Source organism: Nocardia sp. NPDC019323, assembly GCF_044389845.1.
Lineage (GTDB): Bacteria > Actinomycetota > Actinomycetes > Mycobacteriales > Mycobacteriaceae > Nocardia > Nocardia implantans.
Genome location: NZ_JBIRYN010000006.1, coordinates 240518 through 265802, shown reverse-complemented (window position 1 = coordinate 265802; position 25285 = coordinate 240518). Strand labels below are relative to the sequence as shown.

Genomic DNA, 25285 nt, shown 5'->3' with positions numbered 1-25285 from the left:
AGCAGCCCAGACGCATGTGAGAAGGAAGCGGCGAAGCGAAACGCCGAATACCGGCGTAGTAACGAGGGTTCGACTGCACCCGGGGTTACTTTCTACTGCGAGCCGTGGGAATGGGTGGAGACCAAATCCTAAGGCTTGTTCTGGAGGCCCAACTCTTATCCGCGATCACGCCCTGTGACTCGAACGGTTGTAGGCCCGTCCTATGACGGGCCTACAACCGTGTCTGGCGGGTCACTCGTCTTCGCGGACGCCGAATCGGCGGCGGATCGGAAACGAGGCGAGCATGCCCAGCACCAGTAGTACCGCGACGCTGCCGCTGCCGATCAGCGCTACATTTCGTGCGCGATGGTCGGGCGGTGGAGTCGGCGAAGGAACCCGCAATTGCACACTCGAAGCTGCTGCTGGGCGCTTTGGCGGGAGAGTTTTCGGTACTTCGGCGGTTAAGGCGGCGACCGGATCGACAGCGCCGTAACCGATGTATGGATTCCAGCCCTCCGCAGGGGCATGGGCGGTCGCCTCGATGCGCTTGATGACCTCCAGCGCACTCAGCTCCGGGAAACGGGCTCGCACCAGGGCGGCCACCCCGGAAACCAACGGGGTCGCAAAACTGGTGCCCTGAATCGGACCGAGCTTCCCTGATTGCTGGACGCTGCCGAGTTGAACCGCGGTTCCTTTGCTGTTCGGATCATTGAACAGTGGATCGAGGGAGGTGATGTTCTCGCCGGGCGCCGCCACACCAAGCCATGGTCCGGGCACTGTGAACGTCGACGGCTGCCCGTTCCCGTTGATGGAACCGACGGCGAGCACGTAGTCGTCATAGCGGGCGGGCGACACGTTCAGGTCGACTTTGCCCCACGGATCCGCGGTGGGGTCGAGCGGATCGATGATCGCGTTGTTGCCCTTGCAGCTGTCAGCGCTTTCGCTGCTGTTACCTGCTGCCGCTACCACGACCACGTCCTTCTCGATCGCGGCGTACCGGACCGCGGCGCCGAGCTCGGTGTCTTCAAAAGGCTCGGAGATCGGCTTGCACGCGACTTCGGAGATATTGATGACGGTTGCTCCCATGTCCGCCGCGCGACGGATCGCCGATGCCATGGTTCGAGTGGTGCCGTATCCCTGGGGCAGCGCATCCGGTCCTTTGTCCCGATTCGCTCCCTCCTGCTGGTACAGCCTGCTGGTCTGGCGGATCGTGAGAATTCGGGCCGCCGGTGCGACCCCGGAGAAGCCTTGGCCGTCGACCTCCGTCGCCGCAATCAGCCCCGCGACCAACGTTCCATGCGCATCGCAGTCCTCGGTTCCGTCACTATTGCTCACATAGTCGCCGCCCGCGATCAACCCCGGCAGGCGCGGATGGCGGGCGACGCCGGTGTCGATGACCGCCACGAGTTGACCTGCGCCCTTCGAGAATCCCCAGGCATGCTGCAGGTCGAGGGAGCGTTGCGGCTCGGGAATCGAGGGCCCGTTGCCTCCCGAGCCGGTACTGACGCACGGGGTATTTGATGCCCGCTCGGTCTTGTCCGGTGGAGCGGCCGGCTCGCCCGCTGGCGGTGGCGTATTCGGGCTCACGGTGGGTTTCTCCGCTTGCGCAGGCGGGATTGCGGCCGTTGCGCCGACGGAGACGCCGAGCGCCAACACGCAGACTGCCGTGCCCAACCGAACCGCTCGGAAGCCACTGGCGATCAGCTGTTCGGAACTCATCGCTGTGAACTCACAGCCCGCGGACGATGGAGTAGAGGTCCGCCACCCAGAAGACCAGGGGCAGTACCGCGGCGACGAACGTGTACTCGAGCAGTTCGACGCCGCGCCGCATGGGTGGGGTGGCCGACTGGTTGGGGACGATGATGCCGAGGATCAGCGCCGCGACCAGGACCGCCATGGCCGCGCCGAAGACGGCCAGCGGCTGGTGCATCGCGAAACCGGCGCCGACCAGCATGATCAGCACGATGCCCGCGCCGCCTGCGATGAGCACGACGGCCTGTTCGGCGCCCGCGTAGGTGCGACTGCGGAACATCAGCACCACCGCGCAGACCAAGGCGAGCGCGATGCCGGGCCAGTACGGGTCGTCGGACGTCGGGTCGGTGGCGCCGAGCGCGCCGATGACGGTGACCAGCGTGGTCGCCGCGACCAGGCCCGCCAGGTACATGCGGGCCCGCTCCGACTTCACCCGCAGCACCTCCATGGTCGGCAGTGCGCGGTGATCGTCGGGATCGTCCTCGGTCGGATCGATGGGGGTGCCGGGCGAAGGCACCGGCGGCAGCGGCAGTTTCGCCAGCAGCATGGACACGCGCGGGGCCAGGGAAAGGCCGCCGAGGCCGAGCGCCGCCGCGCCCGCGCCGATCGCCCGCTCCGGCTGGTCGGTGAGCAGGCCGACCAGCGCCGCGGGCACGGCGTAGGTGGCGAGCGCGGCGCCGCCGATGAACAACGCGAGGCCGACGCCGGTGACCCGCCACGCCAGAATCGCGGTCGCTCCGGCCAGGACCGATCCGAGCAGGATGTGCGCCCAGCCGTAATCGTCGGGCACATAGAGCATGCCCGCGCTGAACGCGGCGGGCAGTGCGCAGCCGCCGAGCACGAGCGCGGTGCCGTTGTCGCCGTACATCCTGCTCAGCACCATCGCGGTGACGACGAGAAGGATCGCGACCACCAGCGCGATCGAGCCGCCGACCCCGATCGGCAGCGAGCCGGGGGACAGCAGCAGCCCGAGACAACCGACGATCATGGTGAGCGCCGCGAGCACCGAGCCGGTGATCCGCGCGACCCGAGGGGTCCAGCTGCGGTAATGGTCGGTGTCGGCGATCGCGACGTTGTACATGATGTCGTCGAACAGCGGGGTCGGCGCGGTGTGCGATGCGCTCTCCAGCATCAGCAGTTCGCCGTCGCGGACGCCGTGCTCGCCGAGGCTGAGCGAATTGGAGAACGGCGGATGGCCGATCCGGGCGAGCACCCATTCCGCGGGTTCGTAACGCTCGCCCTCGTTGTCGAAGTCGTTGGTGCGGCTGTGCTGGGCGACCATGTCGACCACGCTCGGAATCACCAGGGCGACCGGCACGTCGACCGGTATGGCCATGTCGACCTGCGTGTGCTTGGCCAGAATCGTCACCCGGGCGAGGTCGGGAGCGCGGACGATGCCGCGCGAGGATTCTTCGTCGATGTGGTCGAGCCGCGCGTGCGTCAAACTTCCCCCAACTCCGTCTTCTACCTGGTGATTCCACGGCACGGCGGGGCCTGGGGCGAGCTTGCGAACCCTCGGTCCGGGCAGCAGAATGCTGGTCGAACTGTACGACATGTCGGTTGTGACCTCTACACTGAGGCCGAATCACAGCTGGCCGAAGGGGGAATCTCGTCGATGAGCACTGTCCGCTTCCAGCGCCGTGCGCGCCGCGAGATGCCCCGTACGCCCGGCGGCGAGGTCACGCTGCAGCCGCCGCCCGAAATCCCCCGGGTCACACCGGGAAATCTGGTGCTCAAACTCATGCCGGTCGTGATGGTGATCGGCATGGTCGGCATGATGGCCCTGATGTTCACCCAGGGTGGCGGCATCGCCTCCAACCCGATGAGCATGATGTTCCCGATCATGATGCTGTTCTCGATGGTCGGCATGTTCGCGGGCCAGGGCGGGGGCAAAGGACAGAAGGCCGCGGAGGCCAACGAGGACCGCAAGGACTACCTGCGTTACCTCGACCAGGTGCGCAAGGACGTCAACGAGACCGCCGCCCAGCAACGAGCTTCCGTCGAATGGAGCCACCCGGAGCCCGAACTGGTCTGGATGCTCGCGGGCACCAGCCGCATGTGGGAGCGCCGCGCGGGGGACAAGGACTTCTGCCACGCCCGCATCGGTCTGGGCGGCCAGCGCCTCGCCACCAGGCTGGTGGCCCCGGAGACCGGTCCGGTCGAGGAGCTCGAACCGATCGCCGCGGTCTCCCTGCGCCGTTTCGTGCGCGCCCACTCCACCGTGCCGGATCTGCCGACCGCCATCGCGGTCAAGGGCTTCGCCACCATCGCGCTGGACGGCGACCGCGCCCAGGCGCGCGACATGACGCGCGCGATGCTGGTGCAGCTGTGCATGTTCCAGGCGCCGGACCAAGTGCTCGTCGCGGTCGTCTGCGGTCCGGACACCGCGCCGGAGTGGGAGTGGACCAAGTGGCTCCCGCACACCCAGCATCCCGACGCACAGGACGGCATCGGCACCCAGCGCATGTTCTACGGCTCGATCCGGGAGGCGATGGCCGGACTGCATCCGCTGCTCGGCAACCGGGTCAGGTACTCCCGCAACCAGCCCGCCAACGCGAACATGGTGCACATCGTCATCGTGGTCGACGGCGGTCTGCTCGAGGCCGAGGACGATCAGCTGCGCGAATCCGGCTACGAGGGCGTCACCATCATCGACCTGTGCGGCTACGCGCCGCGCCTCGCGGTGTCCCGTGGCATCAAGATGATCGTCGAGAACGGCGAGTGCGTCGGCCGCGGCGCCACCGGCAATCAGGAGCGGTTCGCGCTGATCGACCGGATCAGCCCCGAGCAGGCGCAGCAGGTGGCGCGCAGACTCGCCCCCTACCGTGCCGCCACGCAGCGCAGCAGCGACGCGGAGAACGACGACGCCGAGGTGATCTCGAGCTGGGCGCAGCTGATGGGTCTCGGGGATATCGGCACCTTCAACCCGGAGCACGCGTGGCGGCCGCGCTACGGACGGGAACGCCTTCGCGTCCCGTTCGGTGTCGGCGCCGACGGCCTCCCGGTGGAACTGGATATCAAGGAGGCCGCCGAGAACGGCATGGGCCCGCACGGTCTGTGCATCGGCGCCACCGGATCCGGTAAATCGGAGTTCCTGCGCACCCTGGTGCTCAGCCTGCTGGCCACGCACTCGCCCGACCAGTTGAACCTGGTGCTGGTCGACTTCAAGGGCGGCGCGACGTTCCTCGGCCTGGAAGGTGTTCCGCACGTCGCGGCCGTCATCACGAACCTGGAGGAAGAGGCCGACCTCGTCGACCGCATGAAGGACGCCCTGGCCGGTGAGATGAACCGCCGGCAGGAAGTGCTGCGGGCGGCGGGCAACTTCGCCAACGTCTTGGAGTACGAGAAGGCCAGGGCCGCAGGCGCCGATCTGGATCCGCTGCCGGCCTTGTTCGTGGTGCTCGACGAGTTCTCCGAACTGCTCACCCAGCACCCCGATTTCGCCGAGCTGTTCGTCATGATCGGCCGCCTCGGCCGCTCGCTGCACGTGCATCTGCTGCTCGCCTCGCAGCGGTTGGAGGAAGGCAAGCTCAAGGGCCTGGAATCGCACCTGTCCTACCGCATCGGCCTGAAGACGTTCTCCGCCAACGAATCCCGTCAGGTGCTCGGTGTGCCCGACGCCTACAACCTGCCGAACCACCCGGGTGGCGGCTATCTGAAGGCCGATTCCGGAGAGATCCAGCGCTTCCAGGCTTCCTATGTCTCCGGCCCGTATGTCGGCGGTGGCTCGCAGCGTGACATGACCGTGGCAACGCAGTCGGGGGAAATCGACGTCAGGGCGCGGCCGTTCACCGCGACCCATGTCGACTTCCGGCCCGCGGACCGCGTCCCGCTGCCGCCCGAACCGAGCCTGGAACCGGAACAGGACGAGGACGGCGAGCAACTGTCCAACCTGAACATGCTGGTCTCCCGGATCCGCGGCCACGGCCGCCCGGCGCACGAGATCTGGTTGCCGCCGCTGGACGAGGCGCCCACGCTCGACCAGCTCGTCCCACGCTCCGTCCTCACCGGCGAGTACTCCGCGGTGTCCACGCTGCGCGCCCCGATCGGCATCGTCGACCGCCCGTACGACCAGCGTCGCGACCCGATGGTCATCGACCTGTCCGGCGCACGCGGCAATGTCGCCATCGTCGGTGGCCCGCAGTCCGGGAAGTCGACGGCGCTGCGCACGCTCATCATGGCGATGTCGTTGACGCACACCGCCGAACAGGTGCAGTTCTACTGCCTCGACTTCGGTGGCGGCACCCTGGCGAGCCTGCAGGGGCTGCCGCACGTCGGCTCGGTGGCAAGCCGGTTGGACGAGGACCAGGTCCGGCGCACCATCGCGGAGATGACCACCATCGTCCGGCAGCGCGAGGCGCGCTTCCGCCAGCTCGGCATCGAATCGATGGCCGACTTCCGCAGGCTGCGCGCGATGGACCCGGCCAGCAGCCCCGGCGCCGCGGGCGCGCACGAGGATCCGTTCGGTGACGTCTTCCTGGTGATCGACGGTTTCAGCTCGATCCGTCAGGACTTCGAGATGCTCGAGCAGACCATCATGAATCTCGCCGTCCAGGGTCTGTCCTACGGCGTGCACGTGGTCATCGCGCTCAACCGCTGGGCGGAGGCGCGGCCCGCGCTCAAGGACCAGATCGGCACCAGGATCGAGTTGCGCCTGGGTGATCCGATGGACTCCGATTTGGGCCGCAAGTTCGCTTCCCTGGTTCCGCAAGGGCGGCCGGGCCGCGGTATGACCCCGGAGTGCCTGCACATGCTGACCGGCTTGCCCCGCATCGACGGCAGCTCCGACCCGACCGACCTCACGCACGCCGTCGCGGACGCGGTCGCGACCATCGCCCGGCTCACGCCGGGGCGTCATGCGCCGCAGGTTCGCATGCTGCCCGAGCAGCTTCCGCGCGAGCAACTGCTGTATCTGGCGGGCGATTGGCCGTCGCAGGTGGATCCGAACGCGAAGTGCCTGCGTATCCCGTTCGGCATCAACGAGTCCGAGCTCGCGCCGGTCTACATCGACTTCGTCGAGAGCCCGCACTTCATCATCATCGGTGACACGGAATCGGGAAAGACGACGCTGCTGCGTTCGCTGATCGAGGGCATCGCCGCGTCGAACACTCCCGATCAGGCTCGCTTCATCATCGGCGATTACCGGCGCAGCATGCTCGGCCTGGTTCCGGAGGGATACCTCGCGGGCTATGGCTCCACGGCGCCGCAGTTCACGCAGAACATGAACGACCTGGCCGCCTATGTCGGCAAGCGCACGCCGGGCCCGGACGTCACTCCGCAGCAGTTGCGGGATCGGTCGTGGTGGAGCGGGCCGGAGCTGTACGTCATCGTCGACGATTACGACTTGGTCGCCACCTCCGCGGGCAATCCGGTCCAAGCGCTGCTTGAGCACCTGCCCCACGCACGCGACCTCGGCTTCCACGTGATCATCGCCCGGCGTTCGGGCGGTGCGAGCAGGGCGATGTTCGAGGCGACGCTGGCGCGGATGCGCGATCTGGGCTCGGCCGGCCTCATCCTGAGCTGCAGCAAGGACGAGGGCGTCCTGATGGGCACCAAGCGACCGAGCCCGATGCCGCCGGGCCGAGGGACCTACGTCACTCGGAATGCCGAGGGCCTGGTCCAGACGGCGTGGATGCCGTCGCCCTGATGTCCGAGGTCGAGCTCGTCGTCACCGAGGCGCGCATCTGGGCGCGTGGCGCCGACACGCACTGGGACGCGCCGCCGTCGGTGGTTCTGGGCAGCAATGGCTTCGATCTCGTCGTGGGGCAGTCGCTGGCTCCGCCCACCCAGGTCGGGTCGGCGGTTCAGTTCGTGCCCGCCGACGCCATAGCCCTGCCACCTCGCACACCCTCGGTGGTGGACGCGATGAGCGCGGTTTTCGCGAGTGTGCTCGAGCAGCTTCGTGTCGCGACCCCATGCGGCCGGATGACGTTGATCTGTCCGACCGAATGGGGCGCTGGCCGTCGCGGCGTGCTCGATCAGGCGGCACGCCGCGTCGCCTCGGACGTCGCTTTCGAGGACATCGCGGTCCGTTCGGTCGCCTCGGACGAGGGCACCAGCCACAGCAGGCGGACGCTGGTACTGGAATTCGGCACGCTGGCCACTACTGCGTCGGCGGTCATCCGAAGTCATCGCGGCGTGCACATCGAGTCCTGTGAGCACGAGCCGACGCTCGCGTTGGCCGAAATAGCGGACCAATCAACGGGTTTCGCCGAACTGTGCGGCCTGCTCACTCGAGTGCTCGATACCGGACCCATCGACCTCGTGCAGGTGGTGGGTGTCAGCGACCCCGGGAAAGTCGACTTGATCCGTGGGGCGGTGCGGCAGGCCATCGGCGCCGATGCCGAACTGCGCCCGGTCGCCGGTTCCGATCTGGTCCGAGGGCGCGGGGCCGAGCCACGCGAAACACCCGCCGCACCGACCGAGTGGATGCGACCGCTTCGCGAGCGTGCCGCGGCACGGCCGCCTCGGCACAGCACGGCGCGGATCGCGCTCATGGCGCTCACGGCCGTGGTGGTCGTCGCCCTGACGATCGTCGGCGCGATCGTCTTGTCCGGTCGCGGAGGTGACGAGATCGCCGCAGCGCCGAGTCCGGAAGTGGCGTCACCGACCGCCGCGCCGCCGCCCGGCGCCCCACCGGCCGAGTCGGCGCCGGAGGCGTTCGGACGGCTCCGCTTCCGGGTCCCTCCGGGCTGGCGCATCACCCAGTCGCCGGATACGGGACGTGCTCGGGTCGATCTGGTACCCGAAACCGCTGCGCGGCAGCGGATCACGCTGATGCAGGCGCCGCTGACAGCGTCGTCCGGTTACGCACAGGTCGCGGCGAAATTGGAAGCACAGATCGCGCAGCGCCCACCGGGGGTGCTGACCGACCTGCGGCAGGATGTCATGTTCGGCGGCCGCTCCGGACTCGCCTATCTGGAACATCCAGGAGACGGATCAACGGTCCACTGGCATGTCTTGCTCGAGTACGGGATTCAGATCAGCATCGGTTGCCAGTACGCGGGAGACGACTGGGGACGATTGGAAGCCCCGTGCTCGCATTTCGGAGATACGGTCCGCGTCGTCCCGTAACCGGCGCGAGCACCTGAACGAACGCACCGCGGCGCAGAACGATTCGAGCCCCCGGTACCGAGTACCGGGGGCTCGAATCAGCCGAGACGGGATCTCAGAAGAGGCCCGCCAAGGCGGTGTCGGTGCCCTGCAGGTCGGAGTTGCCGCTGCTGACCAGCTTGCCCGCGCTTTCCAGCGTGGTGTTGAGCTGGGTGACCTGCGTGTTCCACTGGGCCTGCAGCGAGGCGAACGCGTCGTTCGCGTCACCCTTCCAGTAGTTGGTCACGAAGTCGGTGACCTGCTTGTGGAAATCTTCGAGCATGGTCATGACGCTGCGCGCCTCGGCCACGATGGCCTGGGCGCCCGCCTCGACCTCGCCGAAGTTCGAAGCAATCCGACCGGGGTCGTTCGCTACCATGGGGAGCTCCTTGTTGTCTGTGGTTCGGCTGTCGGATCAGGGAAGGTCCAGGCTGGAGGCCTGCGCGGCCACCTGCTGGGCGAACTGCTGGTCCTGATCGGCGAACTTCCGGCCGGCGTGGGCGAGCTTGTCCGACGTCTGATCCAGCTGATCGTTCAGCTTCCGCGCCTGGGCGAAGTAGCTGTCCATGAACGTGTCGAACGCCTGACGGGCAGCACCGCTCCAGGTGGCGGTGGTCTGATCCGACTTGCTGTTCAGTGCGGTGATGGCGGTCTGCAGATCCTGGTGCCGCTGCCGGCAGTTGTCTACAAACTTCGAGATCGCCTCTTCGCTCGCTTCGAGCTGTCCTGCCATTTCGGCTCCTTTCGGGTTCCCGTCTCGGCCAACGGCGGAAGCCTCAGTTGGCCTGTACATCTGGTTGGACGCGGTGCGGGTCTGATCGGTTCCATCCGACTCGAGAAAAGTTCGGCATCGCCCCACGGGATCAGCGCCCAGCGCCCCTCAGCCCGGCTCGTCCGTAGATTTCGGCGGCCGCGCACGGGCCTGCTCGGAAGACCACGATGCGATCCGGGTCTGCATGACTTGTAACGCCAGCGCTCGGCTCCCCTCCTTCCCCCTGCTCGCTGCTGTAATGATCGGCGAGTGGGCTGGCTGCGGTACACCTTACCGAACGCCTAAGTCCGCCGCTACCAGCAGATTGCCGAAGGCCAGTGGTCTCGGAACTCGAAAAGCCCACGAACCCTTACGTTCAGCGGATGCGACCGAATCACTTCACGCGATTGCGCAGCACCGGCACCAAGCGGTCGAGCAGAGTCTGCTGGGACGACTCGCTCCAGTCGCGGACCGCGGCGACGGCCGCGGGATCGTCCAGTGGAATGACCGTGGCCCGGGTACCCGCGACCTGGTACGGAAGGCCGAGCAGGCCACCGCCGCCCGCTTTTTCGTCGCTGCGCACGGCCAGCACGTAGCCATCCGCCGCCACTTCGAGCCGGGTGGATCCGGTCAGCTCGCGAGGCGATGTCTCCTCGCCCTGCCGCCGGTAGTTGAGGTTGTAGACGAACCCGAGATCCTCCAGGAACTCGGTCTGCGGTGTGCCGCCGAGAAAGATCGAGATCTGCGAGCCACGCGGCACGTCGACCATCGTGATCGTCTTGCCCCGGAACGCCGGATTGTCCGCACGCGCCCGGTCCAGCGGCGACAGGACGGCCGTGCTGCTCGGCGTGGCGACGGCGGGCCCGGATGCGGGCTCATCGCGGTTGAGTGCCCAAATGCCGACCCCCGCGGCGAGCACGACGGTCACCACGCCCGCGGCGGCGGCGAGCAGCCGGTTCTTGCGCGTGGGCCGTGCGGCGGCGCTCGCCGGCCCGGAGACGGCCACGCGGGGATCGGTCCCCGGCCGCGGATTCAAGACCTGGATCGGATAGGTGGGGGAAGTGTTGGTGGCGACGGGGTTGTAGCCGGGCACGAGGGCGCTCGCCGCCGCATCGGTGAACTCCCGGCAGCTGTTGAATCTTTCGGCGGGATTCTTCGCCATCGCGCGGGCGAAGACATGATCGATGGCCTGGGGGAGGCCGGGATTGACCGCGGTGGCCAGCGGCGGGGGTTCGTGGAGATGCCCCATCATCACCAGCGCGGGCTGCGTTCCCGGGTAAGGATTGCGCGCGGTGAGCAACTTGAAGAACGAGCACGCGAGGCTGTAGACGTCGGCGCGATGGTCGAGCGGGCCGCCGGTGAGCTGCTCGGGCGGTGCGTAGGCGATGGTCGCGACGAAGCTGCCGGTCTGCGTGAGTTCGGTGGTGTCGTCATTGGCCTTGGCCACGCCGAAATCCGTCAGCAGCACGCGTTCTTCTTCACCGTCGACAGGTGTGGACAGCAGGAAATTCGCCGGTTTGACGTCGCGGTGCAGCAGACCCTTGCGGTGCGCGTAATCGAGGCCTTTGCCGACTTCGGTGGTGATGCGCAGTGCGCGAAGCGGATTCATCGCATGCGGGTCGCGGGCGAGTTCGGCGGAGGCATCGGTACCGTCCACGTATTGCATGGCGATCCACAACTGGCCTTGTTCTTCACCGCGGTTGTAGACCGAGACGATGTTCGGATGATCCAGTCCGGCGGCCAGATTGGCTTCGCGCTCGAAGCGGGTGCGGAACTCGTAGTCGCGACTGAGTTCGCCGCCGAGCACTTTCAGCGCGTCGGTTCTGGGCAGACTGGGATGTTTGGCCAGGTAGACCGTGCCCATGCCGCCCGCGCCGAGTACACGGATGATGCGGTACCCGCCGACGATGGTCCCCGGGCTCATCGCCATATGCACGATCTCCTGACTCCACGCGGGCCGCTGGCGTTCGCCACGCAGCATACTCGACCGGATTCGCGACGAAACCGGTGCATTTATCGGCTGTTCGCGAAAACGGAATACTGTGCGGCAGCGCGCTGCTGAGCGTCCAGCAGTTGATTCGCCCCGACGAATCCGACGTATTCCTTGTATGCGACGACGCAGGTGAATCGCCGATCATCGAATAGCGTGGCCCGGTTCTCCACGCACACCGAATCGGGCAGGTGCTGCGGTGGATCGGCCGGGCCCGCGATCACCGTGGGGGTGATGCGTTCGGCGACAATCCGCCGCGCCGCCGCCGGATTCGGCGTGCGAATCACCACTGTGTCCCCGGAGACGGCGAATCTGTCGGCGCCCATCGCCGTGAAGCGTTGTTTCGCGTAATCGCGGTCTTCGGCGTATTGCATGATGCCGCGCAGACCGAGCAGCGCGTGTGAATCGTCGTAGCTGGGGGAGTGGACCCCGGCCGGATTCAGGGTGCGGCTCAGCAGATGATCGGGGTCCCAAGGCAGACGCAGCATCTCTTCCTCGGTCAGCGCGGGCAACTGATCGAGCAGCGGCAACTGAACGTCGTACGCCTTCTCCGCGAGCGCGACGAGGGCGTTGCGATCGGGAGCGTTGGCCGAGACGAGGAACGCCACCACGTAGGAGCCGTGCGCGAGGATCGTGCGCAGGAACGGGGAGCCTGGACGCCAGTGCGCTCGCGCCTGCGGCTGCCGCGGCAGGGTGACCGGCTCGTTCTGCTCGCGGTAGGCGCCGAGATCGGCGTCGTAGAACTCCGTCGCGGCCTGGCGGGCGCGTTCGGGGTCGGGGAACTGCATGACGATCGTGCCGACGGTCGTGGAATTGGGCCGGGGCTTGGTCGGCCATCCGGAGGCGATCAAGCTGACATTCTGATCCGAGCCGTTGGTGTGGAACCCGAACATCATCCGGTTGCGTTCCGCGATCGGCCGCATGTCCTCTTGGCGCCCGAGTTCACCGGGCAGCGTCCCTTTGCTGATGCTCGACGGCGTCCAGCTGTACTTCATCCTGGGATCGATGTCGTAGGCCGACGCGACGTGATCGGCCAGCCGCATGGCGGCGACCTTGTCCATGTCGATGAACAGCGGCTGGTAGTCGTCGTCGTGCGCGTTCGGCGGCTCGGTGGGGTAGTTGCCGGTGTCCAGACCGCGAATATCGATCTCACCCGGCCGCGCGGTCCCCGCGAGCGTCGAGCCACAGCCGGTGACGATGGTGGCGGTCATCGCGCAGGCGAGCGCGACGGCGGCGGTGCGGAATCTCGTCATGCGGCATTCACCAGCAATGCGTACTGGGCGGAGATGCGCTGCTGCGCGTCGAGCAGTTGATGCGACCACGCGAACGCCGCGTAGCGGTCGTAGGACACCGAGCAGTAGAAACGGACGACCACCGTCTTGGTTCCGATGTATTCCTTGCAGCGCGCGGCGGGCAGGCCCTTCGGCGCCTCGGCCCCGCGGAACTTCTTCGTCAGCCCACCGCGCTGCTCCCGCAGCTGTGCCGCCGCGGCGGCGTCGCGGGCGCGGAACAGATCGGTGCCGTCGGTGGCGTACCGGTCCACTCCGGCCGCTTCGATGATCTTGCGATCCTCGGCCGAATCGGTGGTGAAGTGCAGCGCGCCGTGTCCGGTGTAGGCGCCGGGCGGATCGATCCACGAGTCTTCCCTCGGTCTCGGCAGCGCCCGGCTCAACATGCCGTCCATATCGATCGACACTGTCATCAGCTGGTCGACCGGGGTCGGAGTGAAGCGGCCGATGGCGGGGACGACTGTGTCGAGGCTCTTCTCGACCAGACCGAGCAGCGCGGGCAGGTCAACCTTCTCCAGGAAGATCTTCACGTAGTCGAAGATCCAGGTGTAGACGACGAACTTGCCGGTGGCGAACCACGACCCGATCGACTGCTCCTGCGGCTGCCAATGCGCGTGCGCTGCCGGGTACTTGGGGATCTGCACCGGCGTGTTCCGGTTGTTGGCCTCGAAGTCGACGCGTTCCAAGGCGGCCGCGGCAGCCGCGGCCTTCTGCTCATCCGGGAAGATCAGGACGGCGTTGACCAGGTCGGTGCCGCGATTGTCCGGCTCGGTGCCCGCGCTGCTGAGGAATCCGGCGACGAACTCCGGGGCGGCCTCGGCGAATCGGGAGACGTTCATGATCCGTCCCAGCGAACTCTTCGGCTCGATGAACACCTTGGAGATCGAAGGATTCGCGGAGACGAACGCCGGGTCGATGTCCGACGGCATGGGCACGAAGTTCGCCAGCCGCTCCGCCTCGATCATGCGCGCCTGCTCGGGATTCTTCGCTGTCGCGTAAACGCGCGGCGTCGTCGCGTAATTGCCCACGTCCAGCTGCGCCAGATCGACCGGCTGTGCGGGCTTCTGTGTCGTGGCCTCCGGATCGCCGCACGCCCCTGCACACAGGGCGACGGCGCCGGCCAGTACCAGGGCACAAGCGATTCGGATCGGTCTCGACATCACGCCGTGCTGCACTCTTTCCCTCCCCTGACTGCGGTAGTTGCGCCGGATCCTACTTCGGCCCACCCGCGGCCACGGATCGCGAAAGCGCGGGGCGACTACCGCCGCCGATCTCAGAAACTGTTCGCCAGCAGTGCGTACTCCGCGGCGACCTTCTGCCGCACGTCCGGTTCCTTATCACTGGTGACGACTCCGACATACCGTTTGTACGCGACGTAGCACCGGTACTTGTACTCCCGATCCGGGTCGCCCTTGCTGTTGAGCTGCAGGCATTTCGCGCCGGGGACGTCCTTGGGAGCGCCGAGCGGGTCGTAGTGCGCGCCTTCACTGTCCAACAGGCCGGTGGCCAATTTCTGGGCGGCGGCCCCGTCGCGGGTGCGGGCGACGTAGCTGTCGTCGAGCAGACCGATGTGGTCCACGCCCGCTTCCTCGATCAGGCGCAGGTGCACCGACTCGTCATCGGCGCGGTGCACCGTGTGATAGCCGCCGTAGACGGCGAAGGTCGCCGGGTCGGGCTCTCGGTTCTTGCGGTCGGCGACCGCGACGCGGGCGAGCAGGCCGTCCGGATCCGCCTTCAGGGTGTCGAGCTTGTTCACCGGGGTCGGGGTGAACTTGTCCAGCTGCGCCACCTCGGCGGCCAAGGTCTTGTCGACCCACTTCACCAGGTCGTCGGCATCCGCCGTCGGACGCTGGATGAACAAGGAGATGACGAATTCCTTGTACGCCATGAAGGTGCCGACGTTGGGAACACCGGGTCGCCAGTGGATATAGGAGTCGGGGTACTTCGTCGACGACAGCTTGCGGTTGTCCGGCGAGACGGCGATGTCGACGTCCTCGAGTTCCCGGGCGGCGAGTTTCGCGGTGGCCTCGTCTGGGAAGCGGAACAGCGCGTTCGTGACCGCGGTGGCTTGCGGGGAAGGATTGGTCTGGCCGGCCGGATCGGGACGGTCCGCGCCGCTGGCGGCATATCCCACGATCAGCTTGCGGTTGTCGAGGACCGGCCTGGACACCTTGGCCACGAAGTCGAGCGCCTGCTCGGCGTCCTTGACGACGGTGCTGCCGCGGCCGAACTTCAACACGGAATCGATGCGCACGGTCGGGACCACGGCCTCGGACATCCGCATGCCTTCCAGCAGCGCGCCTTTGCCCGCCGAATCCTGGTCGTACTCGTGCTTGTCCACGGGATAGGTGCCGACTTCCAGCTTGCGCACGTCGATCTCACCCGCGGTCGGTGTGCCCTGCACGCCTGCGCAACCGGCCAGCATCCCCGCCAATGCCAGACAAGACGCGGTGAGCGCGATGCGTTGCGTCCGAACCATCTCAGGCCCCTCGTTCCTCCCGTTGCTGACACCGAAGTTACCCGACAGAGGGCGGGGAGGGGGACCGATGGTCGTCCTATTGCAATACCCTTGTCCGTGTGGCGACGACCTTGCACTGCAATCCCGGTGGAGGCCGATACCGGTGAAGGATCGGCAGGTCGAGGTCGTCGTCGGTAGCCACGCCGTGGCCAGGGTCGCGGGCGCGGTGATCATCGTGGCGCACCGCAAGCCGGGCAGGCCGGCTCAGGATTCGCCCGCCGCGGTCGCGCTGGAATCACTGGCCGAACTGGTGCGCGACGCGACCGATCGGGAGCCGGGCGGGCCCGGCGCCCTGGTGGCGCGGCAGGCGACGCGCTGGCTGATGAAGCAGGCCGAGCGGATCAGCCCGGGAGAGCCGATCGATTTCGGCATTCTGTCCACCGCCGAGCACGGGGGTGTGGCGATCTTCCTGCACGGGGCGATCACCGCCGTGCTGGCCGGTGACGGCGGGCTCGAGCGCTATCGCGGCAGCGACGCGGCCTTCACGGTGGATCGGGTCGCGGCGGTTCCGGCGCGGGCGGCGGCGCTGTTCGTCGACGACGCGAAGGGCCGTATCCCGGATCTGCCGCCTGAGCCAGGCATCGGCAGGCTGGTCGAAGGCATCGCGCAAGCGGGGGGCGCGATCGTCTGGACGCAAGGCGCGCGCACCGAGTTGCCCGGGTACGGCCGGGCGTCCGGATCCTTGGGCGCGCAGCACGACCCGGAGACCTCCGCGCTGCCGGCGGCGCGTGTCGAACACGCGGCGTCCGCGGAATCGGAACAGCGCCAGCAGCCGCACCCGCCGCGATACCCGACGGCGCCGTCTACCGCGATGCTCGACGCCCAGACGGAGCAGACGCCGATCGATCCGCACCACGCGCCGACGCAACTGGGCGGCACCAATCCCGCGCCGCGGCCCGATCCGGAGCTCCAGCGTCGGCTGGAGGCGACCGCGAAGGCCACCGCGCTGACCGTCAAGGTGATGGGGTTCAAATGCGCCCGGGCGCATCCCAGCGATCCGCGGGCGGCGTTCTGCACCGTCTGCGGGATGCCGGTCGACCAGACCCAGGCGCTGATCGAAGTGGTCCGCCCGCCGCTGGGCATGCTGATCCTCGACGACGGCATGACCTACATGCTCGCCGCGGACGCGGTGATCGGACGCGACCCCGAGCGTTCACCGGCCGCGGAGAGCGGACTCGTCCCGCTGCGGGTGGAGGACGCCTCCGGCGGCATGTCCAGGGCCCACGCCGAAATCCGCTTGGTGAACTGGGACGTGACGGTGGTGGACTGCGGTTCGACCAACGGCACCCGCACCAGGCTGCCCGGCTACCGCGACTGGGTGCGCCTGGCGCCGCGCCAGTCCATGGCGCTCGTCCCCGGCACCGAGATCATGCTCGGCAACCGCGTGCTGCGGTTCGAACTGGCCGCGCCGCCGCCGTTCGGCCGCTGAGCACGCGCTAGGAATAGCGCGCGGCGCACACGCTCTCGCCGTTGAGGACTCCCGCGCGGAATGCCTCCACTCGGGAGAAACCACTCGGCACGGTCTTCCCCTGGGCGTCGCTGGCGGCCAGGCCGTCGGTGAGCAGGCCGGAGACCGCCTCGTCGAGATCTCCTGCGGCGAGCTTGATATCGCCCTGACTGACCGGTCGTCCCGATTCGGCGAGTTTGCCGGTGACCACCCCGGACAGGCAGGCCGCGCGCAGTCCGGTTTTCGCGCCGACCAGGCTCTGCCCGCGGCTCTGCTGGACGGCCAAGGTGTATCGGGAGATGAACACGATGTAGCCGTTGTAATCGCCGGTCACCTTGAGCGGCAGCGGGTCGTCCGCGCCGTAGTCCGACGTACCCCGCTCGGCCAGTCGGGGGATGTCCGTGGCGATCGTGTTCGCGGCGGGGCAGTACGACACCGGTTCGGTCACCACGCCGTCGGGGCAAGCGATCTTCGCCCGGGTGTAGTCGTAGGTCGGCTCGTGGTCGATCGGCAGAATCGCTTCGAGTGCTTTGGTCAATTCGACCAAGGTCTGTTTGGTGATGGGGTACTCGCCGCGCCCGTTGTCGTCACTGAAACTCTGCGGCAGATTCGCGCGGCGCTGGTCGATCTCGTCCTGGTCGATGCCCTTGCACGCCTTGGGACCGTCGGTGAAACCGATCTGCACGGCGGTGACCCGTTCGAAAGCGGAGCCGTGCACGCTTTCCGGGTCGTCGGGGTCGGAGTCGCGGATGGCGACGGTGGCGGCGAGCACGCTGTTGAGGCCGTCGGAGGTGTTGATCGTGAAATGCCGGGCCTTGCCCTCGGCCACGTGCCGCATGAAAGCGCCCGCGAAGCAATCCGCCTGCTGCTCCTTGACGATCACCGGGTCCTTCGGCCCGACGATCTTGGCCATGGTCTGCACCGCGTGCCCGTACTCGTGCGCGAGCACCATCACCACGGACATCTTCCCGAAGGTCTCCTCCATGGTGGGAAGCAGCACCGACCGATCCCAGCCGATGGAATTGTCCAGGCGGCAGTAGGCGGCGTTGACCAAGCGGTAGGTGGTCTCCTTGCAGAACTCGACCGACTCCTGCCGCCCTGCCTTCGCGCTCCAGGACAGCAGCTTCTCGACCGGCTTGAACTCGCCTTGGAAGTATTTGCCGAACTCACCGCGCCAGTAGGTCTGGATATCGTCGACGGCGTTGAGCGCCAGGGTGTCCACGGCGCCGCCGTCGCCGTTGGTCGCGGTCAGCGTGCTGTCCTCGACGCCGGTGCGCGGGCCGCTCGGGCCGCTCGTGGTGGGCAACCCGGCCACCTTGAACGGATCGTCGTAGACGGAGACGGCCCGGCCGTCGACCACTCGGATACATCCGCCGACCAGCACCAGAACACTGAGCAGCGTCGCAACCAGCGCGGTCGCTCGGACTCTCGGCAAGGCTCCCCCTGGTCGGCCGCTACAACGTTCACATCGGTCGCCGGATCGGGGCATTTGGCGCATCGGGGGCACCGCCGATGTCCGGGTGATGGAATAGTATCCGCTGCATGTCTTCACCGGGGGCGCAGACCATCACCGTGCGCCATGATGGAAACGAACGAGTATTCGATTCGAGCCAGCAGGTCACGATGGGCCGCGCGCCGGAGGTGACGCTTTTCGTCGACAGCCCGCTCGTCTCGCGTGTGCACGCCACGCTGGCCTGGCAGGGCAGCGCCTGGGTGTTGACCGACAACAAGAGCACCAACGGCGTTTTCGTGGACGCGCGCAGGCTGACCCAGCCGGTGTCGATCGACCGCCCCACACAGGTCCGGCTGGGCGACGCGATCAGCGGCCCGCTGTTGCACCTGTTGCCGGCGAACCCGCAACCACCGCAGCGGCCTTCCGCGCGCCCGCCGCAACCGGTTCCCGCGCCGCCGCCGGGCCCGCCGCCGCACGCGGTCCGGCGGCCCGCGCAGCCGTTCCAGCGTCCGCACTATCCGCCTCCGCAGGACGCGCCCGCGCCCGCGGTGAACGTCAACATGACGACCAGGGCGGACACCTCGAACATGCCTCCGGTCCGGGCCAGGGCGAGCACGGCGCCCATCGCCCGCGCCGACCGGATCCCGCAGACCGGCCTGAGCATCGGCCGCACCACCGACAATCAGATCGTCGTCAACGATCCGCTGGCCTCCCGCAAGCACGCCCGCCTGATCGCCTCCGCCGATGGCCTCACCATCGAGGACCTCGGCTCGGCGAACGGCACGTTCGTCAACGGGCACCGCCAGCAGCGGGCGGTGCTGCGCGAGCGGGACATCATCACCGTCGGCAACGTCGACTTCGTCGTCCAGCAGGGCACGCTGGTGCACCGGCAGAAGCCGGTCGCCGAGCAGGGTTTGGCCGTGCACGGTGTCGGCTTCACCGTCGAGGGCAACAAGCAACTGCTCGTCGACGTGAACATGTCGGCCAGCCGCGGCACGCTCACCGCGCTGATCGGTCCCTCCGGTGCGGGCAAGTCGACGCTGTCGCGCCTGATCGCGGGCACCACACAGCCTTCGGGCGGCGTGGTCACCTTCGAAGGCCGCAATCTGCACGCCGAGTACGAGGCGCTGCGTTCCCGGATCGGCATGGTGCCGCAGGACGACGTGCTGCACCGGCAGCTCACGGTGCGCCAGGCGCTGGGTTTCGCGGCCGAACTGCGGCTGCCGAGGGACAACAGCAAGCAGGACAGGCAGAAGGTGATCGACGGGGTGCTGCAGGAGCTTTCGCTCACCGAGCACGCCGACACCAGGGTCGACCGTCTCTCCGGCGGTCAGCGCAAGCGCGCCTCGGTGGCGCTGGAACTGCTGACCGGCCCGTCGCTGCTCATCCTGGACGAACCCACGTCGGGCCTGGACCCGGCACTGGACCGTCAGGTCATGGTGATGCTGCGCGAGCTGGCCGACGCCGGCCGCGTGGTGATCGTGGTGACCCACTCGGTGGCGCACCTGGACATGTGCGATCAGGTGCTGCTGCTCGCTCCCGGCGGCAAGACCGCCTACTGCGGCAATCCGGCCGGTGTCGGCGCGGCGCTCGGCACCAGCGACTGGGCGGAGATCTTCGCCAATGTCGCGGCCAATCCGGATCAGGCGTTCGCCGCCTATCGCTCCCGGCAGGCGTTCGCCCCGCCGCCCCCGCCGCCCCCGCAGCCGTACGGGCCCGCGGGCAGTCCGCCGCAGTCCAGTCGCGGCAAGCAGTTCTCGACTCTGGCGCGCAGGCAGGTCCGGCTGATCCTGGCCGACCGCGGTTACCTGACGTTCCTGGTGCTGTTGCCGTTCATCCTCGGCGGCCTGTCGCTGGTGGTGCCGGGGAAGAACGGATTCCAGCGCGGCGCGTTGAAGGCGCTGCCGGATGGCACGTTCGTGCCGGAGGGCGGTAGTGAGACACAGCAGTTGCTGGTGGTGCTGATTCTGGGCGCCTGCTTCATGGGTTCCACGCTCACGGTGCGCGACCTGGTCGGCGAACGGACGATCTTCCACCGCGAACGCGCCGTCGGCCTGCTGCCGTCGGCATACCTGATGGCGAAGATCGCGGTGTTCAGCTTCACCGCGCTGCTGCAATCGGCCGTGCTGGTCGGGATCGTCCTCGCGGGCAAGAAGCGTCCCGGTGAGGGGGCGGTGCTGGCGTCCGGCAGCGCGGAGCTGTACATCGATATCGCCCTCACCGCGATCTGCTGTGTGGTCGTCGGGCTGCTGCTCTCGTCGCTGGCCAAGTCGAACGAGCAGGTGATGCCGCTGCTGGTGGTGGCCATCATGTGCCAGCTGGTGATGGCGGGCGGCCTGATCCCGGTCACCGGGCGGGTGGTGCTCGAGCAGGTGTCCTGGCTGTTCCCGGCGCGCTGGGGCTACGCGATGGGCGCTTCGACGGTGAACATCCGGGAGCTGTTCCTGAACGCGCAGGCCGACACGCTCTGGCAGCACAAGCCGGAGATCTGGGCGTTGGACGTCGGCGTGCTGTCGCTGATCACGCTGGTGCTCGCGCTCATCACCTGGCGCCGGTTGCGACTGAAGAAGTCGACCGCGTGAGGCGATCCGGACGGTCCGTCCCCGCCCCGGTCCGCGCAAGCGACGCCGGGCGGTGTGACACGGCGACGACGAGCATCTCGGCCGCGAACCGGGCACACTTATGCCTGTGACGGTGCGAGTAGGGGCAGTGCATCTCGGCTGGGATGTGGTGTCCGTTGCGGCCGGTGGCGGTGGCGTTCCCATCCGCCCCGTGCAGGTGGAGGGCATGTGGACGCCGCCGGCCTATCTGCTGGCGGATTCGTCGGGCCGGTTGCACACGGCAGGCGTGGAACGCAACAGACCCGATCTCGGGATGGCGATCGCCGACGTGCGCGACATCCTCGGGCATCCGCAGATCGTGGTCGCCGGCGCGACCTGGCCCGCGGAACTGGTCTTCCGCGCGCGTCTGTACAACCCGCTCGCCGAGATCGGCAAGCACTTGCGCGGCAAACCGGATCTGGTGGCGTTGCCCTATCCGGACAGCTGGCCGGACGAGAAGATCGATATCTACGCCTCGATGGTGGAACAGCTCGATGTCGTCGTGGAACCGCTGCCGGAGAGCGTCGCGCTGTCCGGCTACGTCCGCGCCCTCGGGCTGGTGCACCCGCCCGACCGGGCCAGGCCGAACGGCATCGGCGCGACGGGCGTGTACTCCGACGGCCGCGGCATGCTGGTGGTCGCTGTGCACGGCGACGACGAGCAGCCCACCGAGTCGGTCGACGTTCCGGTGGACGCGCAGGCCATGCGCGACGCCAGGTCGGCCGACGACGTCGTGATCGAGGTGATGGCGGCGGCCCGCTCGATCGGCGCGGACACCTCGACGGTTCTGCTGTCGGGCAACGTGCGCTTCAACGACGCGTTGCGCCTGGCCTTCCAGAACCATCTGGGGCACCGCCTGCACGTGGCGGACCATCCGATGCACGCCCTGGTGCTCGGCGCGGCACATCTGCTGGTGAGCGACCCGGAGGCGGGCGAGCCGGAGCCTTCGGGCAGGCACGCCGAACCAACGCCCGCCCGACCGCAGGCCGAGTATCCCCCGCAGCAGGCGGAGGCGGGTCGGCGCACGGCCCGGCCGGTGCCGGGCGTCCAATACGGCCCCGGATACCCGACCCAGCCCGACGAGCCGACGACCAGGATCGGGCGCGACGACGTGCCGCGCGGTCTGCCGCCGAACCTCGCCGAGCTGGGCAGCCGCTTCACCCGGCCGCCGAGCGCGCCCGACGAGCAGCAGGACGGCGGTCGCCCGCCCGGTGATCCCGTCGGCCCGCGTCCGCCCTACCCGGGCGCGCCGGAGCAGTCCCGGTACGCCGGTCAGCAGCACCAGGGGCCGTGGCAGGAGCCGGGCGCCGAGTCCGACGACGCGGACGGGCACCGCAAGGGCAAGCTGTGGAACAAGATGAAGGGCAACCTGTTCGGAGCCAACACCGTCGCCGGGGCGGTGGCGCTGGCCGTGGTCGCGCTTCCGTCCGGGAATCACCGGGTGGAGTTGACCGCGCGGCCGGTCGCCCTCGACGCGGCATCGGTCGTGTCCGCGGAAGAAGTCGACGGCGCGCCGGTCGGGTGTCCGACCTCGCCCTACGCGATCACCCAGCCGAAACCAGGTGTCACCGCCACCCGGGGAACCCAGCGGGAAGCGAAGGAAAGGACGGCGGAGTGCGGGCGGCCCGACGTCGACACCCTGCGCTACCTGGTCCCCGGCCCGCCCGGCGCCATGGACCTCGGCCCGCCGATCGAGATCTGACGGATTTCTCCCCGCCATACCCCACTGGTATGGTGGCTCGTTGGCGTGCGGAATGTCCGCCGAGCCCCGGGTCTCCACCGGCCGCCGGGAACAGCTCGACCGCACGCCTGGCTGGCAACACCGACGACAGACAGGGAAGCACTGTGCCTACGTACAGCCCCAAGGCGGGTGACGTGACCCGTAAGTGGTACGTCATCGACGCCACTGACGTAGTGCTCGGCCGTCTCGCCGTCCAGGCAGCGAATCTGCTGCGTGGCAAGACGAAGCCGACCTACGCCCCGAACGTCGATGGTGGCGATTTCGTCATCATCATCAACGCCGACAAGGTTGCCATCAGCGGCAACAAGCGGCAGGACAAGCTGATCCACCACCACTCCGGGCATCCGGGCGGCCTCAAGTCGCGGACCGTCGGTCAGGTGTTGGAGAGCCGTCCCGATCGGCTCGTGGAGAAGGCCGTCAAGGGCATGATCCCGAAGAACAAGCTCGGTAACGCGATCGCGGGCAAGCTGAAGGTGTACGCGGGCCCGACGCACCCGCACGCCGCCCAGCAGCCCATCCCGTTCGAGATCAAGCAGGTGGCCCAGTGACCGCTCCCGAGGAATTCAACGAGGAATACGTCGAGGAATTCGACGCTGCCGAGGCTGTCGAGGACGGTGCGGGCTACGAGGACTCCGAGGCCTCGGCGTCCTACGCTCCGATCGTGATCGACCGCCCGGTGCAGACCGTCGGCCGCCGCAAGGAGGCCGTCGTGCGCGTGCGCCTGCTGCCCGGCTCCGGCAACTTCGTGCTCAACGGCCGCACCATCGAGGACTACTTCCCGAACAAGGTGCACCAGCAGCTGGTCAAGTCGCCGCTGGTGACCGTCGAGCGCACCGAGTCCTTCGACGTGCACGCCCGCCTGGTCGGCGGCGGCCCGTCCGGCCAGGCAGGCGCCCTGCGGCTGGCCATCGCCCGTGCGCTGATCGAGGTCACCCCGGAGGATCGTCCCGCCCTGAAGCGGGCCGGCTTCCTGACTCGTGACCCGCGCGCCACCGAGCGCAAGAAGTACGGTCTGAAGAAGGCGCGCAAGGCGCCGCAGTACTCGAAGCGCTGATTTCGGCATCGTCGGCTCTGCGCCTCCGGCACTCTCGCGGTGCCGGAGGCGGTACGGTCGACGCGGCAGCCGTACGAGAGCAGGCTCCCAGCGAACAGCTGGTCGCCTGCTCTCGCGCTGTATGAAGACGCGGCGTTCGCGGGGCCTTCGTGGTGCACGGGCCGGTGCCTCCCGGGCCGACGCCCACGCCACAGATCACCAATGAGGGGCGAGGTATGGGACGGTTGTTCGGCACCGACGGAGTCCGCGGGCTTGCGAACGAGTCATTGAGTCCAGAGCTGGCGTTGCGCGTTTCCGGCGCGGCCGCGCAGATCCTGAGCCGGGGCAAGAAGCGCGCGCTCGCGGTGGTCGGGCGCGACCCGCGGGCCAGCGGCGAGATGCTCGAGGCCGCGGTGACCGCGGGGTTGACCGCGGCGGGCGTGGACGTGCTGTCGGTGGGGGTGCTGCCGACCCCGGCCGTCGCCTACCTCACCGGCTTGTACGACGCCTGTCTCGGCGTGATGATCTCCGCCTCGCACAACCCGATGCCCGACAACGGGATCAAGATCTTCGCCGCCGGTGGGCACAAACTGGACGACGCGATCGAGGACCGGATCGAGGCCCTCATGGCCGCCGAGAAGCCGTTCCGTCCGACCGGCGCGGGCATCGGGCGGGTGCGCAACGCGGCCGGCGCGCGTGACCACGGGCTGAGCATCCCCGACCGGTACAGCCTCGCGGGCACTCATGAGCGCTATGTGGAACACCTGGTCGAGGCCACCGGACAGGACCTGTCGGGGCTGACCGTCGTGGTCGACTGCGCGCACGGAGCCGCCGCCGAGGTGGGGCCTGCCGCCTACCGCGAAGCGGGGGCGACGGTGATCGCCATCAACGCCGAGCCCGACGGGCTGAACATCAACGACGGCTGCGGCTCGACCCATCTCGACCAGGTGCGGGCCGCGGTGGTGGAACACGGCGCCGATCTGGGTCTGGCGCACGACGGCGACGCCGATCGCTGCCTGGCCGTGGACGCGCACGGCAATGTGGTCGACGGCGACGCGATCCTCGCGATCCTGGCCCTCGCCATGCACGAGGCGGGCGAGCTGGCCGACGACACCCTGGTCGTCACCGTGATGAGCAACCTCGGCCTGCACATCGCCATGCGGGCGGCGGGCATCACCGTGCGCACCACCGCCGTCGGCGACCGTTACGTGCTCGAGGAGTTGCGGCGCGGCGGCTTCACGCTCGGCGGCGAGCAGTCGGGGCATGTGGTGTTCCCCCGATACGGCACCACCGGCGACGGCATTCTCACCGGCCTGCGCCTGATGGCGCGGATGGCGCGGACCGGGCGCGGCCTGGCCGATCTGGCGAGCGTGCTGCAGACCGTGCCGCAGATCCTGGTGAACGTGCCGGTCAACGACAAATCCGTGGTGGCGCGCGCACCCGAGATCCGCGAAGCGGTGCTGGAAGCGGAACGGATACTCGGTGACTCCGGGCGCGTGCTGCTGCGGCCCAGCGGCACCGAGGAGCTGGTGCGGGTGATGGTGGAAGCCACCGACCCGACCCAGGCGCGTCAGCTGGCGGACGATCTCGCCAAGCGCGTCGCGGGGGTGTGAGCGGCGCGCTGGTTGTGGCCGAGCGTG

17 protein-coding genes are annotated in these 25285 nt (G+C 68.3%); 8 read left to right on the top strand and 9 right to left on the bottom strand.

The window, feature by feature from the left end; translation table 11 throughout:
* Nucleotides 1-231 precede the first annotated feature (231 nt).
* Entirely contained in the window at nucleotides 232-1698 is a 1467-nt protein-coding gene (mycP, locus tag ACH49X_RS23345; RefSeq protein WP_195080425.1) for a type VII secretion-associated serine protease mycosin, read from the bottom strand.
* A gap of 10 nt (nucleotides 1699-1708) precedes the next feature.
* A complete protein-coding gene (gene eccD / locus ACH49X_RS23340) occupies nucleotides 1709-3175 on the bottom strand; it encodes a type VII secretion integral membrane protein EccD (RefSeq protein ID WP_357208723.1) in 1467 nt (488 codons plus the stop codon).
* Between the two features lie 171 nt (nucleotides 3176-3346).
* Here eccD and eccCa point away from each other — a divergent pair, with 171 nt between their 5' ends.
* Nucleotides 3347-7378: a type VII secretion protein EccCa gene (gene eccCa / locus ACH49X_RS23335; protein ID WP_195080427.1), complete on the top strand. Its 4032-nt coding sequence runs from the start codon at nucleotides 3347-3349 to the stop codon at nucleotides 7376-7378.
* On the top strand, nucleotides 7378-8805 hold the full coding sequence (locus tag ACH49X_RS23330; RefSeq protein WP_357106559.1) for a type VII secretion-associated protein: 1428 nt from the start codon (nucleotides 7378-7380) through the stop codon (nucleotides 8803-8805). Before eccCa ends, ACH49X_RS23330 begins: the two co-directional genes overlap by 1 nt.
* 94 nt (nucleotides 8806-8899) lie before the next feature.
* On the opposite strand, the gene ACH49X_RS23325 is transcribed toward ACH49X_RS23330, so the two are convergent.
* The 6 genes from ACH49X_RS23325 to ACH49X_RS23300 all read right to left on the bottom strand — a co-directional run bounded on the left by ACH49X_RS23325 (nucleotide 8900) and on the right by ACH49X_RS23300 (nucleotide 15332).
* On the bottom strand, nucleotides 8900-9202 hold the full coding sequence (locus ACH49X_RS23325; RefSeq protein WP_039795677.1) for a WXG100 family type VII secretion target: 303 nt from the start codon (nucleotides 9200-9202) through the stop codon (nucleotides 8900-8902).
* 36 nt (nucleotides 9203-9238) lie between these two features.
* Nucleotides 9239-9556 carry a WXG100 family type VII secretion target gene (locus ACH49X_RS23320; RefSeq protein WP_039795679.1) on the bottom strand — a complete coding sequence of 106 codons (318 nt, stop codon included), beginning with the start codon at nucleotides 9554-9556 and terminating at the stop codon, nucleotides 9239-9241.
* A gap of 412 nt (nucleotides 9557-9968) precedes the next feature.
* The gene (locus ACH49X_RS23315; protein ID WP_195080429.1) at nucleotides 9969-11504 is read right to left on the bottom strand and encodes a serine/threonine-protein kinase; all 1536 of its coding nucleotides are present in this window, start codon (nucleotides 11502-11504) and stop codon (nucleotides 9969-9971) included.
* 83 nt (nucleotides 11505-11587) lie between these two features.
* Nucleotides 11588-12817, bottom strand: a complete 1230-nt coding sequence (locus ACH49X_RS23310) for a hypothetical protein (protein WP_195080430.1) — start codon at nucleotides 12815-12817, stop codon at nucleotides 11588-11590.
* Nucleotides 12814-14013: a hypothetical protein gene (locus tag ACH49X_RS23305; RefSeq protein ID WP_357106552.1), complete on the bottom strand. Its 1200-nt coding sequence runs from the start codon at nucleotides 14011-14013 to the stop codon at nucleotides 12814-12816. Before ACH49X_RS23305 ends, ACH49X_RS23310 begins: the two co-directional genes overlap by 4 nt.
* A 113-nt stretch (nucleotides 14014-14126) precedes the next feature.
* The gene (locus ACH49X_RS23300; RefSeq protein ID WP_357106549.1) at nucleotides 14127-15332 is read right to left on the bottom strand and encodes a hypothetical protein; all 1206 of its coding nucleotides are present in this window, start codon (nucleotides 15330-15332) and stop codon (nucleotides 14127-14129) included.
* Nucleotides 15333-15474: 142 nt separating this feature from the next.
* Here ACH49X_RS23300 and ACH49X_RS23295 point away from each other — a divergent pair, with 142 nt between their 5' ends.
* Nucleotides 15475-16800, top strand: a complete 1326-nt coding sequence (locus ACH49X_RS23295) for an FHA domain-containing protein (RefSeq protein WP_357208725.1) — start codon at nucleotides 15475-15477, stop codon at nucleotides 16798-16800.
* A gap of 7 nt (nucleotides 16801-16807) precedes the next feature.
* On the opposite strand, the gene ACH49X_RS23290 is transcribed toward ACH49X_RS23295, so the two are convergent.
* Nucleotides 16808-18253 carry a metallopeptidase gene (locus ACH49X_RS23290; protein WP_195080434.1) on the bottom strand — a complete coding sequence of 482 codons (1446 nt, stop codon included), beginning with the start codon at nucleotides 18251-18253 and terminating at the stop codon, nucleotides 16808-16810.
* Between the two features lie 107 nt (nucleotides 18254-18360).
* On the opposite strand from ACH49X_RS23290, the gene ACH49X_RS23285 reads away from it, so the two are divergent.
* From ACH49X_RS23285 to glmM, 5 genes are all read left to right on the top strand, one after another.
* Nucleotides 18361-20853 (top strand): FHA domain-containing protein, encoded by a 2493-nt coding sequence (locus tag ACH49X_RS23285; protein WP_195080435.1) that lies wholly within the window; start codon nucleotides 18361-18363, stop codon nucleotides 20851-20853.
* A 100-nt stretch (nucleotides 20854-20953) separates the two neighbouring features.
* Nucleotides 20954-22573, top strand: a complete 1620-nt coding sequence (locus ACH49X_RS23280; protein ID WP_195080436.1) for a hypothetical protein — start codon at nucleotides 20954-20956, stop codon at nucleotides 22571-22573.
* A gap of 143 nt (nucleotides 22574-22716) precedes the next feature.
* Nucleotides 22717-23160, top strand: a complete 444-nt coding sequence (gene rplM, locus ACH49X_RS23275; RefSeq protein WP_067803768.1) for a 50S ribosomal protein L13 — start codon at nucleotides 22717-22719, stop codon at nucleotides 23158-23160.
* A complete protein-coding gene (gene rpsI / locus ACH49X_RS23270) occupies nucleotides 23157-23666 on the top strand; it encodes a 30S ribosomal protein S9 (RefSeq protein ID WP_195080437.1) in 510 nt (169 codons plus the stop codon). Before rplM ends, rpsI begins: the two co-directional genes overlap by 4 nt.
* A gap of 215 nt (nucleotides 23667-23881) precedes the next feature.
* On the top strand, nucleotides 23882-25258 hold the full coding sequence (gene glmM / locus ACH49X_RS23265) for a phosphoglucosamine mutase (RefSeq protein ID WP_195080438.1): 1377 nt from the start codon (nucleotides 23882-23884) through the stop codon (nucleotides 25256-25258).
* Nucleotides 25259-25285 lie beyond the last annotated feature (27 nt).

Bases quoted from the DNA above. Each gene is read 5' to 3' on its own strand.
- mycP (WP_195080425.1), bottom strand. From the start codon at position 1,698: ATGAGTTCCGAACAGCTGATCGCCAGTGGCTTCCGAGCGGTTCGGTTG.
- ACH49X_RS23325 (WP_039795677.1), bottom strand. From the start codon at position 9,202: ATGGTAGCGAACGACCCCGGTCGGATTGCTTCGAACTTCGGCGAGGTC.
- ACH49X_RS23315 (WP_195080429.1), bottom strand. From the start codon at position 11,504: ATGGCGATGAGCCCGGGGACCATCGTCGGCGGGTACCGCATCATCCGT.
- glmM (WP_195080438.1), top strand. From the start codon at position 23,882: ATGGGACGGTTGTTCGGCACCGACGGAGTCCGCGGGCTTGCGAACGAG.
- ACH49X_RS23300 (WP_357106549.1), bottom strand. From the start codon at position 15,332: ATGGTTCGGACGCAACGCATCGCGCTCACCGCGTCTTGTCTGGCATTG.
- ACH49X_RS23285 (WP_195080435.1), top strand. From the start codon at position 18,361: ATGTCTTCACCGGGGGCGCAGACCATCACCGTGCGCCATGATGGAAAC.
- ACH49X_RS23330 (WP_357106559.1), top strand. From the start codon at position 7,378: ATGTCCGAGGTCGAGCTCGTCGTCACCGAGGCGCGCATCTGGGCGCGT.
- ACH49X_RS23305 (WP_357106552.1), bottom strand. From the start codon at position 14,013: ATGTCGAGACCGATCCGAATCGCTTGTGCCCTGGTACTGGCCGGCGCC.
- eccCa (WP_195080427.1), top strand. From the start codon at position 3,347: ATGAGCACTGTCCGCTTCCAGCGCCGTGCGCGCCGCGAGATGCCCCGT.
- ACH49X_RS23280 (WP_195080436.1), top strand. From the start codon at position 20,954: ATGCCTGTGACGGTGCGAGTAGGGGCAGTGCATCTCGGCTGGGATGTG.
- ACH49X_RS23320 (WP_039795679.1), bottom strand. From the start codon at position 9,556: ATGGCAGGACAGCTCGAAGCGAGCGAAGAGGCGATCTCGAAGTTTGTA.
- ACH49X_RS23310 (WP_195080430.1), bottom strand. From the start codon at position 12,817: ATGACGAGATTCCGCACCGCCGCCGTCGCGCTCGCCTGCGCGATGACC.